General features: G+C 40.9%; 17 protein-coding genes. 6 read left to right on the top strand and 11 right to left on the bottom strand.

Features of this window, described 5'->3' with window-relative positions:
* The first annotated feature begins 58 nt into the window (after nucleotides 1-58).
* On the top strand, nucleotides 59-793 hold the full coding sequence (rsmG, locus tag RMY00_RS07685) for a 16S rRNA (guanine(527)-N(7))-methyltransferase RsmG (RefSeq protein ID WP_322646978.1): 735 nt from the start codon (nucleotides 59-61) through the stop codon (nucleotides 791-793).
* 68 nt (nucleotides 794-861) lie between these two features.
* Here rsmG and RMY00_RS07680 read toward each other — a convergent pair whose 3' ends face one another.
* The 9 genes from RMY00_RS07680 to RMY00_RS07640 all read right to left on the bottom strand — a co-directional run bounded on the left by RMY00_RS07680 (nucleotide 862) and on the right by RMY00_RS07640 (nucleotide 9196).
* Nucleotides 862-2181, bottom strand: coding sequence for a response regulator (locus RMY00_RS07680; protein ID WP_322646977.1), 1320 nt, complete (start codon nucleotides 2179-2181; stop codon nucleotides 862-864).
* An 18-nt stretch (nucleotides 2182-2199) separates the two neighbouring features.
* Nucleotides 2200-5001, bottom strand: coding sequence for a hybrid sensor histidine kinase/response regulator (locus RMY00_RS07675; protein WP_322646976.1), 2802 nt, complete (start codon nucleotides 4999-5001; stop codon nucleotides 2200-2202).
* A 340-nt stretch (nucleotides 5002-5341) separates the two neighbouring features.
* Nucleotides 5342-5593, bottom strand: a complete 252-nt coding sequence (locus RMY00_RS07670; protein WP_322647134.1) for a helix-turn-helix domain-containing protein — start codon at nucleotides 5591-5593, stop codon at nucleotides 5342-5344.
* Between the two features lie 24 nt (nucleotides 5594-5617).
* Nucleotides 5618-5761, bottom strand: coding sequence for a hypothetical protein (locus RMY00_RS07665; RefSeq protein WP_322646975.1), 144 nt, complete (start codon nucleotides 5759-5761; stop codon nucleotides 5618-5620).
* 143 nt (nucleotides 5762-5904) lie between these two features.
* Nucleotides 5905-6684 carry a superoxide dismutase gene (locus RMY00_RS07660; protein ID WP_322646974.1) on the bottom strand — a complete coding sequence of 260 codons (780 nt, stop codon included), beginning with the start codon at nucleotides 6682-6684 and terminating at the stop codon, nucleotides 5905-5907.
* A 111-nt stretch (nucleotides 6685-6795) separates the two neighbouring features.
* Nucleotides 6796-7956: an ABC transporter ATP-binding protein gene (locus RMY00_RS07655; protein ID WP_322646973.1), complete on the bottom strand. Its 1161-nt coding sequence runs from the start codon at nucleotides 7954-7956 to the stop codon at nucleotides 6796-6798.
* A gap of 56 nt (nucleotides 7957-8012) precedes the next feature.
* Entirely contained in the window at nucleotides 8013-8204 is a 192-nt protein-coding gene (locus RMY00_RS07650) for a hypothetical protein (RefSeq protein ID WP_322646972.1), read from the bottom strand.
* A 67-nt stretch (nucleotides 8205-8271) separates the two neighbouring features.
* The gene (locus RMY00_RS07645; RefSeq protein WP_322646971.1) at nucleotides 8272-8442 is read right to left on the bottom strand and encodes a type II toxin-antitoxin system HicB family antitoxin; all 171 of its coding nucleotides are present in this window, start codon (nucleotides 8440-8442) and stop codon (nucleotides 8272-8274) included.
* 25 nt (nucleotides 8443-8467) lie between these two features.
* Nucleotides 8468-9196: a GUN4 domain-containing protein gene (locus tag RMY00_RS07640; protein WP_322646970.1), complete on the bottom strand. Its 729-nt coding sequence runs from the start codon at nucleotides 9194-9196 to the stop codon at nucleotides 8468-8470.
* 270 nt (nucleotides 9197-9466) lie between these two features.
* Between RMY00_RS07640 and RMY00_RS07635 the strand changes: the two genes are divergently transcribed.
* Entirely contained in the window at nucleotides 9467-10888 is a 1422-nt protein-coding gene (locus tag RMY00_RS07635) for an NADP-dependent isocitrate dehydrogenase (RefSeq protein WP_322646969.1), read from the top strand.
* A gap of 94 nt (nucleotides 10889-10982) precedes the next feature.
* Here the strand turns inward: RMY00_RS07635 and mtnA are convergent, their stop codons facing one another.
* Nucleotides 10983-12086 carry an S-methyl-5-thioribose-1-phosphate isomerase gene (gene mtnA / locus RMY00_RS07630; RefSeq protein ID WP_322646968.1) on the bottom strand — a complete coding sequence of 368 codons (1104 nt, stop codon included), beginning with the start codon at nucleotides 12084-12086 and terminating at the stop codon, nucleotides 10983-10985.
* Nucleotides 12087-12410: 324 nt separating this feature from the next.
* Between mtnA and RMY00_RS07625 the strand changes: the two genes are divergently transcribed.
* The 4 genes from RMY00_RS07625 (at nucleotide 12411) to RMY00_RS07610 (ending at nucleotide 17106) form a co-directional block, all read left to right on the top strand.
* Complete coding sequence (locus RMY00_RS07625; RefSeq protein WP_322646967.1) at nucleotides 12411-13418, top strand: DUF2235 domain-containing protein; 1008 nt, start codon at nucleotides 12411-12413, stop codon at nucleotides 13416-13418.
* 82 nt (nucleotides 13419-13500) lie between these two features.
* On the top strand, nucleotides 13501-15132 hold the full coding sequence (locus RMY00_RS07620) for a peroxidase family protein (RefSeq protein WP_322646966.1): 1632 nt from the start codon (nucleotides 13501-13503) through the stop codon (nucleotides 15130-15132).
* A 57-nt stretch (nucleotides 15133-15189) separates the two neighbouring features.
* Entirely contained in the window at nucleotides 15190-16371 is a 1182-nt protein-coding gene (locus RMY00_RS07615; protein WP_322646965.1) for a catalase, read from the top strand.
* Between the two features lie 213 nt (nucleotides 16372-16584).
* A complete protein-coding gene (locus RMY00_RS07610) occupies nucleotides 16585-17106 on the top strand; it encodes a GNAT family N-acetyltransferase (protein ID WP_322646964.1) in 522 nt (173 codons plus the stop codon).
* Between the two features lie 358 nt (nucleotides 17107-17464).
* On the opposite strand, the gene RMY00_RS07605 is transcribed toward RMY00_RS07610, so the two are convergent.
* Nucleotides 17465-18983: calcium-binding protein (locus tag RMY00_RS07605; protein WP_322646963.1), on the bottom strand; the 1519-nt coding region annotated here is incomplete at its 5' end.

The following is an 18983-nucleotide window of genomic DNA, read 5'->3' as shown; positions in this document are numbered from 1 at the left end:
GACAAAGAGAAAAACTATACCCCATGTTTCATACCAAATGACAAATGACAAATGACAAATGACTAACTTATTGCCTGAGATGGCAGAAATCTGGCAGCAAACTCTCAATTGGCAACCAAGTGTCCAACAGCAAGCGCAATTCCAAAGGCTTTATGAGTTAATCCTGGAAGGTAATCGCCAACTAAATTTAACTCGGATCACTGACCCCCAAGAGTTTTGGGAAAAACATCTCTGGGATTCTCAGCGAGGAATTGCACCTCTTTTATCAGCAAATTTCTCTCCTGCTTCCCCTGCTCTCATTGATATTGGTACAGGTGCGGGTTTTCCGGGTGTTCCAGCAGCAATTACTGTACCTAATTGCACAATTAATCTTCTCGATTCCACTCGGAAAAAAATTTCTTTTATCGACAATATATTAACTGAACTTGCCCTTAGCAATGCCAAAACTCTAGTTGGTAGGGCTGAAGAAATCGGTCATCACCCGCAGCATCGGCAAGCTTACGATATTGCATTAATCCGTGCTGTAGGATCAGCTTCTGTCTGTGCAGAATATACTTTACCACTGCTCAAACAGGGAGGTTTAGCCATAATTTATCGCGGTAATTGGACAGAGGATGAAACAATTGCTTTGCAGAATGCTGTGAAGCATTTGGGTGGTGTCATTGAATCAATCGAACAATTTACAACACCCCTGAGTTGCAGCATTCGGCACTGTGTTTATTTGCGTAAGGTAGCTACCACACCAGCTAATTTTCCTCGTGCTGTTGGTATACCTACTCAAAAGCCGCTTTGAGGGGAACATGAGAATAGTGGGGAAAAAGAATTTCTTTTTCCTTGTATCTGTCATTAAGATATTAGCTATTAAGATACTGGAATCTTAATAACAAATTCTGTGCCCTCACCCAGAATGGAGTTGCAGATTAACTTACCATTGTGCGTTTCTTCGACAATTTGACGAGCGATCGCTAATCCCAATCCTGTTCCCTTGCCAACGTCTTTAGTGGTAAATAAGTGGTCAAAGATATGTCCTTTAATATCCTCTGGCATTCCCGGCCCGTTATCTTTGATTTTAATTACTACCGTATTCTCGTCGCTGGATACTTCAGTGCGAATTATAATTTGTTGAGAATTAGCTTGTAATTGGGCAAATGTTCGTCCAACGCTTTCTGTATCTAATACATCAATTGCATTGGCAAGGATATTCATAAATACTTGATTTAATTGTCCTAAAAAGCATTTAACAGGCGGTAATTTACCATAATCTGTAACTACCTCAATCGCTGGACGTTTTTGGGACGGTTTGAGGCGATACTTCAAAATTAACAGTGTACTCTCAATTCCTTCATGCAGGTCGCAAGCAACTTTTTCAGATGTATTGGCTCTGGAAAAGGTGCGGAGACTAGTGCTAATGTCCATAATACGTTCTGTTGCTACATGCATCGAACCTAGTAGCTTTGGTAAGTCCTCAGTAAGAAATTCTAAGTCAATTTTCTCGGCAAGGTTGGTGACGGCCGGTGTCAGTTGGGGATAATGTTGATGCACACATTGCACATACTTAAATAAATCTTGGATATACTCTTGAGCATTATTTAGGCTGCCTTTGAGAAATCCAAGAGGGTTGTTAATTTCGTGCGCTACCCCTGCAACTAAGTTACCCAAAGTTGCCATTTTTTCACTTTGGACTAATTGCAATTGTGCGTTTTTAAAATTATCTAGCGCTTGCGAAAGCTCTGCGGTGCGTTCTTGTACCCGTTGTTCTAAAATATCCTTTTGTCGAGCTAATTCTAAATTTGCTTGTCGCAGTTTCAGGTGAATCTTAATGCGTGCAAGAACTTCTTCTTGTTGAAATGGCTTTGTAATATAATCGACACCTCCTAAGGCTAAACCTTTGACTTTATCGGTTGTATCATTAAGAGCAGTCATGAAAATAATTGGAATCTCACAGGTAGTCTGCTGAGATTTTAATTGACGGCAGGTTTCAAAGCCATCAATTCCTGGCATCATTACATCTAGTAAAATTAAATCAGGAGGGTAGTTTTTAATCGTTTCGATACCGTGCAAACCATCCATTTCTACTAGAACTTTATAACCTGATCGGTCGAGTGCATCATATAGCACTTCAATATTAGTTGGATGATCGTCAATAATCAGAATTGTTTGACCTTTTTCATCATTTGCCATTAGTTTTCAATCTCCTAGCTAAATTTCTGTTGATTCTTGAGATTGGTTTATCGACTCTTGAAGAAAATGACGAACTGTCTGAATATTGAAGCCTTTAACCAATTCCCTAAGTTCTTGAATAAAGGGTTGATATTGTTCATCTAATTGAGCTAATTGATCCAATTCTTCTCGGATACCTCTAAAGTACCCAGTTTCCACATGTTCTAATAACCCTTTTAAATCAGAAATGCTTGGAATTAAAATGGTTTTAGCGCTTGCATCTGTAGCGATTGAGGATTCTGTTCTGGTATTTTTATATACCCAATTTAATTTTAATTGCTTGGCTAATACAGCATAAAGTTCATCTGCTTGCACGGGTTTTGCTAAGAAATCGTTACCACCAGCAGCTAAACTCTTTTGGCGGTCAATCTCAAACACGCTAGCAGAAGAGACAATCACGATAGCATCACGTAAAGTTTCAGACTGACGCAATTGTTTGAGCATTTCCCAGCCATCCATTACGGGCATGGCTAAATCACAAATGATCACATCGGGGCGATCGCGTGCAATTTTTTCTAAACCCTCTTGTCCGTTGTTGGCTTCGATAACCTCAAAACCAAGGGGTTCCAAAAGATTGACAATCACTGAGCGATTTTCCCAACGGTCATCGACAATTAGGATTTTTTTGCGATTCTCTTTCACAGAGGTAATGCCAGCGTATCCGATAATTCTGCCAGATGATGTTAGGGAATTTGCTTGTACCCAATCAGTTGCGATCGCACAGTTAATATTAAAGAAAAACTTACTACCAACCCCTAATTGGCTTTCAACCTGGATTTGACTGGCCATCAACTCAACAAATCGCTGGCTGATAGCAAGTCCTAATCCTGTTCCTTCGCTTTGACGTTTGCTATCCCCGACTTGCTCAAAGGGGAGGAAGATTTTCTCTAATTGCTGGGGACTCATGCCGATGCCCGTATCCTGAATATAGAAGCGAAGATTAGTTATATCCCCTAACAGAACTTCCACTTTAAATGTGACACTGCCTTTGTCGGTAAACTTAATGGCATTTCCCAGCAAGTTAATCAAAACTTGTCGCAGACGCTTCTCATCAGCAACAATACCAATTGCTGAATTCTTCGGCGGCTGATAAATAAACTCAATACCCTTTTGTTCGGCTTTAATGCGGCAGATTTCCACAACACTTTGTAGAAATGCAGGTAGATAAAATGGAACTAGATGTAGTTCTAGTTTGCGAGCTTCGATTTTAGATAAGTCGAGAATATCGTTAATTAAAGTCAGTAAATGCGAACCACATTGATAGATAATATCGATGCCACGCTGTTGTTTTTCGTCAGATGCAGTCCGGGCAAGAATTTGGGCATAGCCTAAAATCCCGTTGAGCGGTGTCCGCAGTTCATGGCTCATGTTTGCGAGAAAATCGCTTTTGGCATGATTGGCAGCATCGGCAGTAAGTTTCGCTTCCTTTAACTCGTGGGTGCGTTCTTCTACGCGACTTTCTAATTCTTCATTAGTTTTAGCTAATTGTTGATTGGTTTGCTCAATAGTGGTGAAAGAGTCTCGTAACTGCTGCGCCATGCGGTTGAAGGACTGCGCCAATCTACCCAATTCATCCACTGGCGGTACTTCTACCTGTTGGTTTAATTCACCTGCTGCAATCGATTCTGATGCTTGACTCAAGCGCAAAATAGGATGGGCAATCCAACGAGAGGTATAGAAGCCTAAAATTGTTGCTAATGTTAATGCACCCAGACATAACAAAAGTGTTGTGCGCGTGTTGGCATTAATTTGTCCCATAAAGTCCGATTCTGGAACCGCCACAACCACCAGCCAATCTAACCCCCATTCATCCCGCCAAGGTGCTACTTGAACAAAATGGCGCTGACCGTTAAGTTGAAATTCCAGCGACTGATTGTCTTTGATGGTTGATAAACTCTTAAAACGCTCAGTTAAATGTTTTGTAGTAGCTTGAATCAGTGGATCTTTACTGTCAGAGCCATAAAGCCGTTTAGCTTTGCCATTAACAAGCGTAAAAGGTTGTTCTTTGTTGGAACTTGCAATTAACAATCCATTGCGTTCCAAAATAAAAGTTTTCCCAGCTGGACTAACTTTTAGCTGCTGGAGAAAATCACTAATCTGCGTGAGTCGCTGGTCAACTCCAATAACACCAATTAAATTCTTGTTTTTGTCATAAACCGGACGATTGGCAGACACAGATAGCGTGTAAGGCGGCGATTGCCATTGATAAAGCGTCCACATCGATTTGCCTGTTTTTGCTGGTTCTTCACACCAAGCTTCTTGCATTGCAATGTAAGGGCCATTATCGATCGCCAGTTTAGCCCGATTCCCTAGTTTATCTGTGTTGTAGATATACCAATGTTGGTTGCCATTGCGCTTGCGGGAAACTTCATCGACTGTAACGCGACCATCATCAAAGAAGCGTCCAGCACCTGCAAAATCTCCTGTCTGTAAGCAAAAACCAATATAGCCAATATTATGCAGTTGAAGTTGCTTCCAGAAAAACTGCCCAAGTTGCTGTGGATTGTCCGGGTGAAGTAATCCCATATCCATCGCGCCGCCGTTAATTTCAGCTAAATGACGACCTGTATTAAGATAACTATCTAAATGCTGGTCAATGCGATCGCTAACTTCATGTTGCAATCGATTGGCTAAATCATTCACTGCTTGTTGTCCGTTGCGGAGAGATAAATAGCCTGTTAGCCCTACTGCGGCGAAAATTTGCAAAACGAAAGGAAACACAAGCACTAAGCGTAGCGGTAGATTCCCCTTGGCATGAAAACTTTTCTTATTTGATAGCATCACCTCAGATTGGCTCTCCTTACATCCTGACGATTGTCATTGGCTATGTATAGGATTCCCAAATTAACCTTGATAATTAAAGCGATCCTCAGTTAGGTTCAATACGCCTGCTTATTGAGGAGTTATAAGTTCGGAAAATCAGGATAAATTTATATTTTGATTCGTTATATCTGCTTTTGAATAACAAGACTTATACCAATTCAAAAAATGTTTGCGACAGATAGGGCATTCAAAATGAAATCATAACCAGTCAGAGAAGCAGCCACTTGAGAAGTCAGTTGAGCAAGAAGTTCAGCAACCTTAGTTCGCAAATGTTCTAGATTATCGAATAACTCCCACTTCAAACTAAATGATGTACCGTGGCATATTCAGCTTCTACTCCTAAGATAGTACCAAGCCAATGCTGAATTTGTTTATACCCTGCAAAACCAATTTCTGGCTGTTCTAATTGTTTCTTGAGACTTTCAACTGCCCAATTTGGTATTACTCTTGTTCGACCTGGACTTACACCAAATTCAAGCATAGTCTCGATTCCAGTTTCACGATACTCTGCCAACCACCTTTGTACTGTGCTTCGATGCTTTCCTAGTATTTTAGCGATGCCTTCGGCGGCAAGCTACGCACACACGCTCGTTCCTTGATCTTTTATCATATAAAGCGCTTGTACGCGCTCTTTTAGTCGTGCATTACGCTGTTGACGTAGCAGTGCCTCTAGTTCCTCAGCACTTTCTTTAATCTCTATCCGGGTTATCCCTGCCATCACACCCCCCAAATGCTGCTTCTATACATTTACCATTTGTCGCATTCTTTTTTCAAATTGGTATTACATCACAAAAATGGCAACAGAATACTGTTTCTGTTGCCATTTTATAAGTGCCTATAACTCTAAATTATTGTCTTGCCTCAGGCAAGTTTACTTGCTGCTGCAAATCGCTTGTTAATCTCATCCCAATTAACCACGTTCCACCAAGCATCTAAATAATCGGCGCGGCGATTCTGGTAATTGAGATAATATGCATGTTCCCATACGTCATTACCCAAGATAGGATATTTACCTGCACTTAAGGGAGTATCTTGATTGGCTGTAGTGGTCACTTCCAACTTGCCACCTTTGTTACGCACTAACCAAACCCAACCACTACCAAAACGACCAGCACCAGCTTCATTAAACTGTTTTTTGAAAGCTGCAAAAGAACCAAAATTTTGATTAATCGCGGAGGCTATATTTCCCGTTGGTTCTCCCCCACCTTTCGGCTTCATAATTTGCCAGAACATTGAGTGGTTGACATGACCACCGCCATTATTGCGTACTGTTTTGCGAATATCTTGTGGTACGGTATCAAGTTTTTGCAACAGTTCTTCAACACTTTTACCTTTGAGTTCTGGATGTTTGGCTAACGCTGCATTCAGGTTTTTCACATAAGTTGCATGGTGTTTATCGTGGTGAAATTGCATCGTTTTGGCATCGATGTGTGGTTCAAGTGCTTCGTAGGCGTAAGGTAAAGGCGGTAGTTGGATAGCCCCTGTTGTATTTGCTGTTGTATTTAGTTTTGTATTTGGTGTTGTGTCAGAAGTTGCAGTGTTTCCCTGAGGAGATTTCTCTGCCAATGCACAAGCATCTAATGCAAAAGCACCCGCTCCTGATGTAAGTAAAAACAAGAAATGGCGTCGATTAATAGTCATATAAGTTTTTGCAGCGAATCCATTAAGTATTTATTGCAGTTATTATTTTCTTAGATTCTGGCTACAAAAAATTGGAAATTGGTGATTATTTATGGCAGTTTAAAAAACTATTTATAAGATTCTGTCTCCAGTTTTGGGATCAAACACAAACAATTGATTTAAATCAAGTTGTAGAGAAAGCCGATCGCCTGGACGCGGACGCACATCCCCGCCCACCTGAAAATTCAACACCACCGCCGAACCAAGTAAACCAGCACGAATCAAAGTTTCCCTTCCCAAAGGCTCCACCACCTTAACTTCCACAATCAGCTGACCCTCATTTACTTCTTGGCGTCCTTGGCGACTTGGTGAATCAGCGCTGTAGGCGGGTTTCCCGCCGTAAGCGACTGTGAACCCGGAGGGCGGTTCGTTAATAAAAATATGCTCTGGACGAATCCCCAAATCATAACTGTGTCCCTGACGCAACTGCAATTTTTCTTTCACAACTGCTGGAATTGTTAATAACTGTCCACTTACATCAAAACCACTACTTTCATAGATTGCAGGCAAAATATTCATTGGGGGACTGCCTAAAAAAGTTGCCACCATCTGATTAGCCGGACTTGCATAAATAGTTTGGGGATCGCCGATTTGTTGAATCCGTCCACGATTTAGCACGACAATTTTATCAGCCAGAGTCATCGCTTCGACTTGATCGTGGGTGACGTAAATTGTTGTAATGCCTAACTCTTGATGTAGCTGTTTCAATTCTGCCCTTGTATCATCGCGCAATTGGGCATCTAAATTAGATAAAGGTTCATCAAGTAAAAATACTTGTGGTTCACGAGCGATCGCTCTCCCTAATGCTACCCGTTGTTGTTGTCCCCCGGAAAGTTGTTTCGGCTTACGATCCAGCAAGTGATCCAAAGAAAGCGATCGCGCTACATTCATCACCCGTTCTTGAATGATTTTTCGGTCAACCTTCCGCATTTGCAAGCCAAAGCCGATGTTTTCTGCCACACTCATGTGAGGATAGAGAGCGTAGTTTTGGAACACCATCGCTACATCTCTTTGTCTGGCTGGGATATTATTCACCAAGCGATCGCCAATAAAAAGTTTGCCAGATGTAGCGGTTTCTAAACCCGCGATCGTTCGCAAAATTGTAGATTTACCACAACCCGACGGCCCGACTAAAACCCAAAACTCGCCATCAGGAATTTCAAAGGTAATATCCTCAATAGCGGTGACATTATTAAATCTACGCTTAATATCTTCTAGACGAACGTTTGCCATTATCTAATTTGATATTTTCAGTTTGAGATCTGCGCTAATTAACCTCCAACTCAGTACTAGGGGGTTTTATCTGCCCCCTCTGAGGAACTGTGAGGCTGCTTTGTAAATGCAGAAACTTGGTTGTCCTGCACAACTCTAATCAGAAATCTTAGAGCCTCATTCACGGCATCGGCATTGGGAAAAACCTGTGCAACATCAGGTTCTAAACGAATTGTTGTCTTACCAAAGCTCTTTCGTTCAGGGCCCAACTTTCTAACCCTTAGACTTTTTAAGTCATACTCTGATCGCAGACTACAGCATGAGATTTTTGACTTCTCAGACATTCTCCAAACAAAGTTCAATGACTTGTTTCATATTAGCCATCAACTCATCAATTGTTTCTCCCTGACTGTAACAGGCTTTTAGCTGAGGAACTTCTCCAACATAGTAGCCATCTTCATCCCGTTCAATGATGACGTAGAATTCTCGGTTGGTGGAATTGATCATAATCTGTTTGTCCGTAGGCTTAAAATCATTTTTCTGGATTCTTAGACCACGCTGGGTGAGAAAGTAAAGAAGCAAAGACTCTTACTCCCCGAAGTTGATTAGAGAGGGGTAAATGACCTCTAGGCGCACTTAAATCCCAGGTAAACCCGTTAGGGTATCGCGTCCAGTTATTACCTGCTTTCCAGCCAATTTTCGGCCAAAAGTTCTCCCAGTTTTTACCCAAACTTAACCAGATTTCTCGCTGCACTGAAAAACCAAATTTACCTTCGGAGTGGACTAACCAGAGGTTGTTAATGGTTTGCAAGTCAATAGCGGAGGTATTTTCTACCTCAGTAAAGTACAACCATTTTCGTTGTACAGCCGTTGGCCCTGATAGTTCACACATTTTTTCGATGGTGACGCGATCGGCTGCTTGGAAGTCTTGAACAGCTAGTAGCTGTTGCAAAGAATTGTAGTTAATCCCGCACTCTGATTTTAGAGGTACAATTCCTTCAGGAAAACAAGAGCGCAGAAATTCTTTGGCTTGAGGTGCATCGGAGTTATAGAGAACTTGGTAAGCTTTGCCATCGACCCAAGTCGCTGGGTTCTCACGCCGTTTCAGTAAAAATTCCATCAACACGTCTAATCCCTCATTACCCAACTCAGCTAATTGTGGGATTATCTGCTGTTGGACTTTTTCAGACCCAGCGATTAATGGTCTTCGGAGAGAGTCGATGTCATTTGCAGGGCCTGATAAAATCATTGGGTCTGTCATGCCATTCTTGTTTTAGCGGTCAGTGAAAGAGCGTTAAGCTATCTGGCTCCTCTAAGGTGAAGCACTGATAGCGAAAAGTAGTTTACTATTTTTGATCGTACAAAATTGCGATCGCTTCACTGAATCCCACACTTAATCCCCAAATAATGTGGGGAACAGGGGGAAAATCTGCGCCTTATGGCTTGGTGAACAAAATACATAGCAAAATATACAAGCCTGCCACATAAGGTTTTTTTGAATAGCAGTGTATCGATTAGGAGTGTGTGAACGATGTACGAAAAGATTACCCCCCCCGCAACCGGAGCAAAAATCACCTTCAAAAATGGTGAACCAATCGTACCGGACAATCCAATTATCCCCTTTATTCGTGGCGATGGTACAGGTATAGACATCTGGCCTGCTACCCAAAAGGTGCTAGATGCTGCGGTAGCTAAAGCATATAAGGGTCAGCGTCAAATTAGTTGGTTCAAAGTTTACGCTGGGGATGAAGCCTGCGATTTATACGGAACATACCAATATTTACCTCAAGACACTCTCACGGCAATTGAAGAATATGGTGTAGCTATTAAAGGGCCTTTGACTACTCCCGTTGGGGGGGGAATTCGTTCTTTAAATGTAGCGCTGCGACAGATTTTTGACTTGTATGCTTGCGTGCGTCCTTGCCGTTACTATGCAGGTACGCCCTCACCTCATAAAAATCCCGAAAAGCTTGATGTAATTGTTTATCGGGAGAATACGGAAGATATTTATTTAGGTATTGAGTGGCGACAAGGTAGCGAAATTGGCGATCGCTTAATTAAAATTCTCAATGAAGAACTGATCCCCGCCACCCCAGAACACGGAAAAAAACGCATTCCTCTTGATTCTGGTATTGGCATCAAACCCATCAGCAAAACTGGTTCCCAGCGTCTAGTTAGACGTGCCATCAAACACGCCTTGCTATTGCCCAAAAACAAACAACAAGTGACTTTGGTGCATAAGGGCAACATCATGAAGTATACCGAAGGCGCTTTCCGCGATTGGGGTTATGAACTAGCAACCAGCGAATTTCGCCAAGAAACTGTCACCGAACGAGAATCTTGGATTTTGAGCAACAAGGAAAAAAATCCGAATATTTCCTTGGAAGAAAACGCCCGCGAGATTGATCCTGGGTTTGATAGTCTCACTGAAGAAAAGAAAGCGCAAATTGTCAAGGAAGTTGAAACTGTTCTTAACACAATTTGGGCAACCCACGGCGATGGCAAATGGAAAGAGAAAGTTTTGGTGAATGATCGGATTGCTGACAGTATTTTTCAACAAATCCAAACCAGACCGGATGAGTATTCGATTTTGGCGACAATGAACTTGAACGGCGATTATTTGTCTGATGCCGCCGCCGCCATTGTTGGGGGATTAGGAATGGGGCCAGGGGCAAATATTGGTGATTCTAGTGCCATATTTGAGGCTACTCACGGCACTGCACCCAAACACGCCGGATTAGATCGGATTAATCCTGGTTCAGTGATTTTGTCTGGTGTGATGATGCTGGAATTTCTGGGTTGGCAAGAAGCGGCAGACCTAATTAAGAAAGGTTTAAGCGATGCGATCGCAAATAGTCAAGTGACTTACGATTTAGCCCGGTTGCTGGAACCGCCAGTTGAACCCTTAAAATGTTCTGAATTTGCCGAGGCAATTATTCAACATTTTGGTTAATTCTATTAGGGTTAATTAGTCACTAGTCGAATTACCCCACCCTAACCCTCCCCGTATGTATTGGGGAGGGAACTGGATTTCTTGTTTCCCCCCTTTACAAGGGGGGATTAAGGGGGGTAATTTTTGTTTTTTGATAACACGCCCTAGTAGAGACGGGTGATTTTGCTAATTTATCAGGTGCGATCGCTCCATTCTCTGTAATGATGGCTGTAATCAACTCAGCCGGAGTCACATCAAAAGCTGGGTTATAAAAATCTACACCCGCAGGTGTGAGAATCGTATCACCAACTTGATAAATTTCTGTTGGTTCGCGTTCTTCAATAGGAATTTGGCTGCCATCGGCTAATTCAAAATCAACAGTAGAAAGGGGTGCAGCGACAAAGAAAGGGATATTATGTGCTTTAGCTGCGATCGCCACACTATATGTACCAATTTTATTGGCAGTGTCACCATTAGCAGCAATGCGATCGGCACCCACAACTACAGCATGAATCAAACCCTGTTTCATACAATGGGCTGCCATATTATCAGTAATTAATGTTACTGGAATACCTTCTTGCACACATTCCCAAGTGGTGAGTTTTGCGCCTTGCAAACGAGGACGGGTTTCATCGGCAAATAAACGTTCTAAACGTCCTTCCCTCCATGCAGAACGTACAACACCCAATGCTGTGCCATACCCAGCAGTAGCTAATGCCCCAGCGTTGCAGTGAGTAAGCAGCCTTAGCTTTCCTGGGGTAGCGGGTAACACTGCCAAACCATTGTCGCCGATCGCTTGACAGGTTTGTAAATCTTCAGCGTTGATTGCTTGGGCTGTTTGGAAAAGAGTTTGCTTAATTTCTTCTACTGTTCCCAGTGTTTCGTAGGCGGCTTTCAGCATCCGGCTAATTGCCCAAAATAAATTTACCGCCGTTGGACGAGTAGAGCGCAACAACTCGGCTACTTTATCTAAGTGTTGCAAAAATTCGTGGCGATCGCTTGTTTTAATTTCCCTAGCACCAAGATACATTCCATACCCAGCAGCCACGCCAATTGCAGGCGCACCTCGCACAATCATGGTTTTAATCGCCCGCGCCATATCTTCACTACGGTGAATTTCTACAAATGTATATTCGTTTGGTAAGCGAGTTTGGTCAATTAGTGACACTGAGTCATTGTGCCAAATAACGGGATAAACCTGGTTTGCAGAAGGTGTCATAGAAAAAGGTCTTTAGTAAAGGGTCAATATTTTTTACTTTAATGCAATTAGATGATTTCATTTTAAAAAACAAAATTCAATTAATTATTTTTTAGCTATTGATGATTTTGCTGTACGGATGGTTACTTAATAATTATTTACTTAATTTTTTGCTTAACTGTTCTTGCATTCTCATTAGAAAAGTGGGAAGACATTTCGCTAAATAATTTATAAAATATAAATATTTATGAGTTAATATATAAAGCGTCTTTTGTCCTAACTAAATGGCGAATTTACATTTTGATAAAAGTTTAAGAAATTACTTAAGGGTTTTGAAATAGAATTATGAAACGTCTTATTATTTGCTGTGATGGAACTTGGCAACAGTTAACCAGTCGTTATCCAAGCAATGTGGTAAAGCTAGCTCAATCTGTGAAATCGATTGCCAGGGACGGGGTTACACAAATCGTTTTTTATGACCAGGGCATTGGAACCGAGGGTCAAAAGATTTTAGGCGGAGCTACCGGACTAGGAATCGATAGAAATATAGAATATTGCTACCGATTTCTTAGTCTCAATTATGTTTTTGGTGACGAAATCTATTTGTTCGGCTTCAGTCGTGGTGCTTACACAGTTAGAAGTTTAGCTGGCATGATCTATTGCTCTGGTCTTCTAGATCGCCCCCATGTTACTAAAGCACATGAAGCCTACGAGCTTTACCGTAACCGGGATATTAAACCCAAGGATAAAGCAGCAGTAGAATACCGTCAAGCTTATGGCGATCGCGTCCCTATCACCTTACTCGGTTGCTTTGACACAGTTGGGGCCCTTGGTATTCCTGGGATACCAGCCTTTAGTGGGTTAAGCAAACAGCTTAATATGCGCTACAGATTCCATGACACTACTTTAAACAAATGTGTTCAGAATGCATTGCACGCGATGGCGATTGATGAAATCCGTGAAATCTTTGATGTCACTCCCATGAAAAAGCATCCTGAGGCTGAAAATCAGAAGGTGATTCAAAAATGGTTCCCAGGCGTACACGGTTGCGTTGGTGGTGGAACGGAAGAATATAGTGGGTTATCAGATGCTGCCTTACAGTGGATGATTGATTCCACCGGTGAACTAGGATTAGGGCTTGACTTAGATCCAAATGTGATTCCGACAGGCATCAACCCTAATTATGAATGTGACTTTAAGAACGATGTCGGATTCTTTAAATTGGCAGGAGTCAAGTTTCGTGAGGTCAGCGATGTCATTGAAGACCTTCATGAAAGTGCGATCTACCGTTTGAAAAGTCGCAAGGACTATCGACCAAAAAACCTACAAAAGATTATTTCCAAACTGAAATAAGTTGAATTAATTTGGTAATTGCATCAGATAAATTTAGGGTGCATTGAATACAGAGTTGCATAATAAAATAAGGTAAAAAATTATGGGTGGAAAAAGAGATACATCTAAAGATGGCTTAGGTAACAAAATTCAAACATACATTTTAACAAACTTTAAACCGATTTGGCAACTTTTACAAAGTAACAAAACTATAAAACGTAAAGTTAATAAAACTTTAATTAACAGCCTCATCTATAAAATTCCAACTCGTCCTAATCCCTACAGTATGATGAGTCTAGATGAGCATATTCCTGATACTGAAATTCCTAAAAAACCTGATACTTATACTTCGTGGGAATCACTCAACGATCGCACTTATACAGGACGACATCTACCACCCGATCCCAAGTTAAACGCTGAGGGTAACTTACCAAAAGTTGAAGACTTAGCTATCTTATTCCGTAAAAGAGATGATAAAACCATCTATTCTTCCAAATCAACTATGCTGTTTCCCTATTGGGTGCAGTGGTTTACTGATAGTTTTCTCCGCCTCGATCACTATAATAAATTAAAAAATACTTCCAATCATGAGATTGATTTGTGTAATGTTTATGGCTTAACTAGAAAACAAACACATCTTTTAAGAGCTTTTCAAGGAGGTAAATTAAAAACTCAGAAACTCAAACGCCAAGATGGTGTAGAAGAAGAATATCCGTTGTTTTATTATGCTGATGCAGCACAGGGTAAAGTTAAGCCGGAATTTGAGGGCCTTTATGAACCCATCAATGATGAAAAAAGACAGGCCGTAGATAAAAAACAATATATGTTTGCGATGGGAGTAGAACGAGCAAATGTGCAAATTGGCTATGTCATGCTCAATACTCTATGTCTCCGGGAACATAATCGACTTTGTGATGAATTAGCAAAAAATTACCCAAGTTGGGATGATGAACGCCTCTTCCAAACATCGAGAAATATTCTCATGGCGATTATTCTCAAAATTATTATGGAAGAGTACATTAACCACATAACTCCTTATCACTTTAAGTTGTTTGCTGATCCTGAAGCTTTTACTAAAGAAAGCTGGCATCGTCCCAATTATATGGCAATTGAGTTTGACTTTGTTTATCGCTGGCATAGTGCGATTCCAGAAACTTTTACCTATAACGGTAAACCAACTCATATTGCTACATCTCTTTGGAACAATAAGATGTTTATTGACCAAGGTTTAGGAGCATTGATGGAAGAAACTTGTTCTCAACCAGGTACAAAAATTGGTTTATTTAACACACCTGATATATTGGTTGAGTTAACAGAATTACCTTCAATCCGACTGGGACGCCAGTTACAATTAGCAAGCTATAACGATTATCGCCAACTGTGTGGTTTCCCCAGAGTCACAAAGTTTGAGCAAATTACTGGCAATAAATTTGCTCAAAATAAACTCAAAGAATTATATGATCATGTTGATAATATTGAATTCTTTGTGGGACTTTATGCCGAGGATGGGCGGAAAAATTCAACTATTCCTTCCTTAGTAGCACGCTTAATTGGGATTGATGCTTTTTCTCAAGCACTAACTAATCCTTTATTATCACCCAATATCTTTAATGAAAAGACTTTCTCGCCTGTGGGTTGGAAAATTATTCAAAATACCAACACTGTTTCTGATTTAGTTAATCGCAACGTTCCTCCTTCAGGCAAAAAGTACAAAGTTAGTTTTGACCTTCACTAAAGATCGGCTTATAGTGCGATCGCACCCTAACTAATTGATTAATCCTATCTAAAAAAAATGAAACTATTTACCGAATATCCAGAAAAAGACGAAGCCAAATATTCTGCTCTCATGAGTGAACTAGTCAAAAAGAATATGGAAAATCTTTATGGAGGTAAGAAGAAAGAAACTGCAAAGAGAGATACCCACTCTAAAACCAACGCTGCTGTACAAGGAACTCTAGAAATCTTTGACTTTGATGAAGTAGCAATTAAACAGGAATTGAGCAAACGCACCTCATTAACTGAAGCTCAACTTCAAGCCATTTCTCTAAAACAAGGTTTATTTGCTAAACCTAAACAATATTCGGTTTGGCTACGATTTGCAAATGGAGCGTTTTCAGTCAAGAATGATTATGAAGGGGATACGCGCTCTATGGCCGTAAAGGTAATAGGAGTAGAAGGAGAACGACTACCGCAAAGTCACGAGTTAAAAACCCAAGATATTATTGTCCACAATACCGAATTCTTTTTTGTTAGAACCATCAAAGACTTCCACAGCTTTTTTGTAGCGGTTTATCGAGCAGGACTGTTTCCACTTTTTAAGCTATTGGTGCTTTTTTGGCTAAAGTTGCATCCCTACGAATCCACTCTTTTAAAAAACAGTTTCAAACGGTTTCCTAAGAGTTTGCTCACAGAACGCTATTGGAGTGCTTCAGCGTTTTCTTTGGGACTCAAATCTGATTTTGACCCATCCCAACCAGGTCGAGTTCCTGTGGAATATCCAGTTGTGATTAAATATGCATTTACTCCAGTTTCTAGTCAACCACCTCATCAACAACTTCCTCTCGAATCCAGACCAGAAAGTGAGCTTCAGCGTGCCAAAGCCTCCGGTTCAGAGGATAACTACTACCGAGATGATATCATTCAAGCTTTAGCAAAGCCTGATGCCGAATATTGTTGGGACTTTCAAATTCAATTTCAAACTAGCCCAGAAATGTCTATTGATGATACCACTATTGTTTGGAGCGAAAAGGAATCACCCTTCATTACAGTTGGTCGCTTAACAGTTAAGCATCAGAAGGTTAATTCTGCTAAAGATAATGACTTTGGCGAAAATCTCAGTTTTTCTCCTGGGAATGGTCTAGCAGTGCATCGTCCTGTCGGTGCGATCAATCGTTTACGCAGCATTGTTTATCCTATCGTTGCTAATGACCGTCATCAAAAACGAGGAGTCAAATACCAGGAACCAACTGTTTAATTTTTCAAGAAAATTATTAACTATAGTAGTCCTAAATCGTTTTTGTGACTTTGCGTGAGGCTAATTCATATTTTCAATCGGCAACGCCCGTTTTACTGGGTACTGGCAAGATTTATTCTTATATAAATCTTGACTCAAAATATTGTGTATTATTTAAAGTTAAGCAATGCCAAAACGCTGTGATTGCGACCACCACATGCGAATCCAGATAACATGAAAATCCGATTTTTGAACTCGCAAGATGTCGCCGCTTACCGCAAACTGCGTTTACAAGCGTTGAGTGAGTCACCAACGGCTTTTATTTCCAGTTTTGAGCAGGAGGCTTGTTTGTCTTTGACTGACTTTGCTGCCAAACTAGACGCTCACGATAATTATACTAGTGGTATTTTTGGTGCTTTCGATGACAGAGAACGAATAGCAGGAATGCTTGGTTTTTCGCGTGAGAGTCGTCCGAAACGCGCTCACATCGGTTTACTATGGAGTATGTATGTTTTGCCCGAATTCCGTCGTCAAGGTGTTGGAGCAGCGCTTCTCGATCGCGCATTATCCCATGCTCGACAACTTGGTGTGCTGCGACAGATTGTCCTCGGAGTAACTGCGAATAATTTAGCAGCATCCTCCCTTTATAAGTCACGCGGTTTCGAGCGTTTTGGTTTAGAGCGTGACGCTTTATTCATTGATGGCACATATTTTGATGAAGAGCATCTTGCATTACACTTCAACCACGATACCTAAATAGCAGCTTGGGCGTTAGGAAAAACTGAAGATTTAAGTGCAGCAAAACTATTAATTAAAGTATTGATGAGAATAAAAAAGTGAGACAGACCGCAAGATAAGCCCTTTTAAAAATAATTTTAAAGTTTTCAGTTACTATGATAGGTTCATATTTTGGTATTAGTTGGGATAGGTTTGAAATAAAAGTCCGCTTTTAATTTTATTGCGATCGCTAAAGGAAGTTAAGGGACTTTCAGTACATAAATTATCCAATTTTGTGGGGTGGGCATCTTACCCGCCTTTGATCATTAGGCAGGCGAGATAACCACCTCACAATAAATACTTGGATATTTTTTATTTGGAATTGGGCGAAGCGGTATTAGGCAATTAAACTGAAATTGCTACTACTGAGAGTAATATCAGGATTTCCTAAAGTGGCAAACTCAAACACACCTCCTGCACCCAAAATATTCCCATCCCGGTTATAGAATAACTTGTCACTACCTTGGCTAAAGACAATATGCGCCTTGCTAGCGTTGACGAATTGATCGTTAGTGACAACTGCAAAGTCAGTTAAAGCTTGTCCCACAGTATTAGTAATAGCATTAAAGGTGGTTTTACTCAGCACAATTTGGTCTTGTCCTGCTTCAAACTCGGTGATGTAATCAATACCTAAGCTTGTACTAAACACACCATTGCCTTGGAATACATATTTATCACTACCAACTCCTCCAGTCAAAGTATCATTGCCCAGTCCTCCCCAGAGAAAATCATTACCGATTCCACCTGTGAGAATATCATTACCATTACCTCCCTCAAGGGTGTCATTTCCTGCTAACCCTTGCAGTTGGTCATTTCCGCCACTGCCAATCAGGGTATTATTTAGTGTATTACCAGTGAGACTGTCATTACCTGTGCCACCCGTTGCATTTTCGATAACGTTGTTGGCAAAGAGAATCAGTTTGAGATTGCTATTAACCGTTTGCAAGGTGGTTAGACCTAGATTTAGGTTTACGGCAACTGTAGTACCGCTAAAGTTAATAGTATCAGTACCACCTGTTGTGGTTTCTCTAATTGTGTCGGTTCCCAAAGCACTATTAGCTAGGAAAGAATAAGTATCATTACCTGCTAACCCTTGCAGTAGGTCATTTCCGTTACCGCCTATCAGAGTGTTATTTAGTGTGTTACCAGTGAGACGGTCATTACCTGTGCCACCCGTTGCATTTTCGATAACGTTGTTGGCAAAGAGAATCAGTTTGAGATTGCTATTAACCGTTTGCGAGGTGGTTACACTTAGATTTACGTTGACGGGAACTGTAGTACCACTAAAGTTAATAGTATCAATACCATCTGTTGTAGTTTCTATAATTGTGTCGGTTCCCAAGGCACTATTAGCCAGGAAAGAATAAATATCATTACCTGTACCACCATACAAGGTATCATCTCCCAAGCCACTTTCTAAACGGTCATTTCCTTGTTCACCAAACAGAACATCATCACCTCTAAATCCTCTGAGGGTGTCATTACCTAAACCGCCGAACAACTGATCTGCGTAATAGTCATCACCATCAATTGTCTGAGCCAGGTTAACAGTATTCAAAAGGAAATCTGTAGCTTTCAGTTGACTAGGATTGATGCCATTGAGTTTCAGTTGGGACAAATAACCATTAGAATAAGTTGTAATCAAAGCATTGTCTTGACCGTCATTAGTAATCAGTTTTTGCAGCGTAGTCCAATCACCAATATTCAGGCTTCTGACATCAATTTTGTCTTGTCCTCGAACAAAATCAATCACTACATCTTTTTCTTGAGAGTATGCCAAGTCAAAGACATCATTCCCTGCACCACCATACAAGGTATCATCTCCCAAGCCACTTTCTAAACGGTCATTTCCTTGT

Origin of the sequence: Nostoc sp. ChiVER01, from assembly GCF_034531155.1 — a bacterium.
Lineage (GTDB): Bacteria > Cyanobacteriota > Cyanobacteriia > Cyanobacteriales > Nostocaceae > Nostoc.
Note: the sequence above shows the minus strand (reverse complement) of the source record. Positions and strands in the feature narration are given on the sequence as shown.

What these genes read in the sequence shown, in the direction of transcription:
- RMY00_RS07625 (WP_322646967.1), top strand. Translation starts at nt 12,411, where the DNA reads ATGAAACGTCTTATTATTTGCTGTGATGGAACTTGGCAACAGTTAACC.
- RMY00_RS07675 (WP_322646976.1), bottom strand. Translation starts at nt 5,001, where the DNA reads ATGCTATCAAATAAGAAAAGTTTTCATGCCAAGGGGAATCTACCGCTA.
- RMY00_RS07610 (WP_322646964.1), top strand. Translation starts at nt 16,585, where the DNA reads ATGAAAATCCGATTTTTGAACTCGCAAGATGTCGCCGCTTACCGCAAA.
- RMY00_RS07665 (WP_322646975.1), bottom strand. Translation starts at nt 5,761, where the DNA reads ATGGCAGGGATAACCCGGATAGAGATTAAAGAAAGTGCTGAGGAACTA.
- mtnA (WP_322646968.1), bottom strand. Translation starts at nt 12,086, where the DNA reads ATGACACCTTCTGCAAACCAGGTTTATCCCGTTATTTGGCACAATGAC.
- RMY00_RS07655 (WP_322646973.1), bottom strand. Translation starts at nt 7,956, where the DNA reads ATGGCAAACGTTCGTCTAGAAGATATTAAGCGTAGATTTAATAATGTC.
- rsmG (WP_322646978.1), top strand. Translation starts at nt 59, where the DNA reads ATGACTAACTTATTGCCTGAGATGGCAGAAATCTGGCAGCAAACTCTC.
- RMY00_RS07615 (WP_322646965.1), top strand. Translation starts at nt 15,190, where the DNA reads ATGAAACTATTTACCGAATATCCAGAAAAAGACGAAGCCAAATATTCT.
- RMY00_RS07680 (WP_322646977.1), bottom strand. Translation starts at nt 2,181, where the DNA reads ATGGCAAATGATGAAAAAGGTCAAACAATTCTGATTATTGACGATCAT.
- RMY00_RS07635 (WP_322646969.1), top strand. Translation starts at nt 9,467, where the DNA reads ATGTACGAAAAGATTACCCCCCCCGCAACCGGAGCAAAAATCACCTTC.
- RMY00_RS07645 (WP_322646971.1), bottom strand. Translation starts at nt 8,442, where the DNA reads ATGATCAATTCCACCAACCGAGAATTCTACGTCATCATTGAACGGGAT.
- RMY00_RS07640 (WP_322646970.1), bottom strand. Translation starts at nt 9,196, where the DNA reads ATGACAGACCCAATGATTTTATCAGGCCCTGCAAATGACATCGACTCT.
- RMY00_RS07620 (WP_322646966.1), top strand. Translation starts at nt 13,501, where the DNA reads ATGGGTGGAAAAAGAGATACATCTAAAGATGGCTTAGGTAACAAAATT.
- RMY00_RS07660 (WP_322646974.1), bottom strand. Translation starts at nt 6,684, where the DNA reads ATGACTATTAATCGACGCCATTTCTTGTTTTTACTTACATCAGGAGCG.